Origin of the sequence: Paenibacillus sp. GbtcB18 (assembly GCF_019091125.1) — a bacterium.
Taxonomy (GTDB): domain Bacteria; phylum Bacillota; class Bacilli; order Paenibacillales; family NBRC-103111; genus Paenibacillus_F; species Paenibacillus_F chitinolyticus.
Window position 1 is genome coordinate 1 of record NZ_JAGXJX010000037.1, and the last position, 2,957, is coordinate 2,957.

3 protein-coding genes are annotated in these 2,957 nt (G+C 29.0%); all 3 read left to right on the top strand.

The window, feature by feature from the left end; translation table 11 throughout:
- The first annotated feature begins 482 nt into the window (after positions 1-482).
- The 3 genes from KVT34_RS29255 to KVT34_RS29265 are packed head-to-tail and all read left to right on the top strand — an operon-like array spanning position 483 to position 2,734.
- Positions 483-1,022 carry a hypothetical protein gene (locus tag KVT34_RS29255; RefSeq protein WP_088098397.1) on the top strand — a complete coding sequence of 180 codons (540 nt, stop codon included), beginning with the start codon at positions 483-485 and terminating at the stop codon, positions 1,020-1,022.
- Positions 1,019-1,759, top strand: coding sequence for a hypothetical protein (locus KVT34_RS29260; protein ID WP_088098396.1), 741 nt, complete (start codon positions 1,019-1,021; stop codon positions 1,757-1,759). Before KVT34_RS29255 ends, KVT34_RS29260 begins: the two co-directional genes overlap by 4 nt.
- 21 nt (positions 1,760-1,780) lie before the next feature.
- Positions 1,781-2,734, top strand: coding sequence for a hypothetical protein (locus KVT34_RS29265; protein WP_088098395.1), 954 nt, complete (start codon positions 1,781-1,783; stop codon positions 2,732-2,734).
- Positions 2,735-2,957: the final 223 nt, after the last annotated feature.

Here is a 2,957-nt window from a genome sequence, read left to right on the forward strand (position 1 = left end):
TTGTTCAGCAGGTGCATGAATGGGATTCGGAAGCGATGTAAAATTGTGAATTTTTATTTTTTGGCCTCATTATATATGGGGCCTTTTTAAATGAACTAATTTGAAGTGGGGCGTAGTAATACGAAAGATGAAATAATATTATGTTAAAAGTATTATAATTGAAGATTCTAGATATAAGGAAACATCACAGGGGATAACTGAGTATCACTAGCTACGTCCAGCTAGACAGAGTTTAACTTAGCTTGAAATTTTGGAATTGAAGTGCGTAAATTCAGTGAATGGGATGAAAAGTAATTATAATTCAAATGAATATTCAAGAAGAATTTAGCAATTAATACTTATAATATTTTCTAAAATTTGTTATATTTGATATGCTTTTATTAAAAAGTTAGCTGTTTTAAAGATTAAAGTATACAATTTAAAGGTTTAGAGTATATTTTTATTAAGGTGTAGTTGTTCATTAAATGAGAGGAGGGCTTCTAATGAAAATATATAAGTTATTCTATACATCCAAGAAAAGGTTTAATCCAGGGGTATTTAAGGTTGATTTTATTAAGGGTAAAACTAACAATGCATTTGGCTTGGAATTCCATCCGGATACTTATAGTGATTTTTTGGATAATATTTATCATTCCCTTCATTCTCGTAATATTGAACAACATGTTATGACTACGTATAAATTTATGGAATTTATAAAGAAAGCAGATAAATTAGATTTTAAATTGGGAAATGTCATTTTGGAGAAAGAAGAACAATTATATGGTTACGATGGATATGAATGTCTTAAAGACTCTTTAAATCGTGAGGATGTAAATGCGACTATTGAGTATCTTGATTTACTAGTACAAGAGGCAATAGAAATTAAATGTATAGAAGGATACTTTATTAAAGAAGATGGTAACTTAGAGCGTTTGAACATTTATTCAAATGGTACTATTTCAACAACTATTAGTACAGGAAAAGAAAAGAATGAATATTTATTTTTAGAATTTCTTGTCAAGGGACCAGAGGTGTTACTTTGAAAGATAGAATAATTACAATAATTATTAAGATGATAGCAGATATTGTTGCTATCGTTTTGGTTTTTTCTACAAGTAGCGAGAAAATTAAACAAATACTAGCGAATCAAGGAATAGTTGATGACAAAGCAATTTTAGCTATAATAGGGGCACTTGGTGTAGCGGCCTCTGGTGTAATTCTAATTGCATTAGAATTAATTTTATTTCATTTTCTTTTCTCGCCTGTACATATTGAGGTAGATTTCTTGAGTGTTAATAATAAAAGCATAAAAAAACACCATGTAAAGAAATTATTAGATCCAAATGATGATAATAAATCTATATATAAGATCCAGCTCAGTATTTCAAAAGGAAATAGATTAACTAATGCGTTATTTAGTCTAGTAGGGTGTGATTTAGTAGTACTATATAGGCCATCTGCATATGATACTGAAGTTTCGGATGGTTGGGGAAATAGTAGAATACGAAGTTCTAACTTGTATAAGGATAAAAAAGGAAATGCGAGATACTTATGGACAGACTCTGTAGTTGGTGCAGGGAAAATTAAAGAGGATGATGCAATAAAATTATGTCCTGAAATAATTATAGTTCCAAAAAGGTTCGAAGTTATTTCTTGCCAAGTAGATTTAAAAATCAAAGTATCTAAAAAAAAGAATGTAATTCAACAATTCTTTGCTTTTTTTATCAAGAGCTTATTGGTTAAGGTTACAAAGAAAGATTTTAAAATTATATATAAGTAAACAAAGGGGGAGCAATAATTCATGGCAAATACTACGTTGTTCAGATTATCTAATGTTCAGTCGCTGGGGGATGTAATTGAAAATATATTATCTATCAAAAGTGAAGAGAAAATTAAACATGTAACACCAGAACAATTAAAGTTGTTGTCGTCAGATGATAGGGTTTTTGTTTCAGAGTGGACTAGGTATCAAGAAATTTCTGAGGATATCCTAGAATTAAATGTTCCAGATAGAGATCCAGTAAAATACTTAGTTCGAGAAGCGTATATAGAAACATCGAAATGGCCGAAAAATATGTTCGAGAATGGACGGCTCTTACCTAAACCACAAAGAATTGTTACAGAGAATATAAAAACACTTTTCTTTGAAAAAAATGAAGAAGTATATTGCATTATTTTTACAACAAGTGCTGTTTCACTTAACAAGATAAAGCAAAAATTATTTAATGAAGAACAGCCTTTAGAGTGTGTAGGCGATAGTTATGAACTTCACAGTGATTTATTCTATTGGCTATTTGACAAATATGAAGAAGGAAATAAAATTATTGCTACTAGATTTGAAATTGAAGGAATTTCAGGCTTTTTAGGCAATATCGCTGATGAAAATCACAAAATTAAAGGTGATAGTGATATAACAACTAAGTTACTAGTAACAAAAGCATTTGTAAGTAAATTTTATCCTATAACGGCCATTGATATTATGCTTAAATATCATGATTATCGATTGGATTTCGTCTTTAATCAACAGAGTGAATGCTCACTTCGTTCTAGTTCACATATTCCGAATTTTCAGGATGAGAAAGATTTGTCTGCGGCACTAATAATTTATTCTTTTATAATTCCTTTATTAAAGGAATTATTTGAAGAAGACTCTGAATGGAGTCCGGAAAAAAAGGGGGCTTTTTCTAAAAAAATGGGTATGGAAGTTATTAGGGAAATAGCCCAGTTTAATAATATAGGTTTAGAGTTTAAGTAATCTAACCTTTAGAAAAACTATCAAAGTTTAAAATTCTAGTTTTTTGTAATTTATAAATTTTGATAAAAAATATATAATCTAATCATTTGTGAAAAATCCTAAGAATAAAAGGAAACCTTCATTTTCTATAGATGAAGGTTTTTTTAGTTTCATAAACAGATAGCTTGAATAATAGTTTGATAATGGTTATCATATAGAGAGACTTTTAAATTTTGGAAAATGG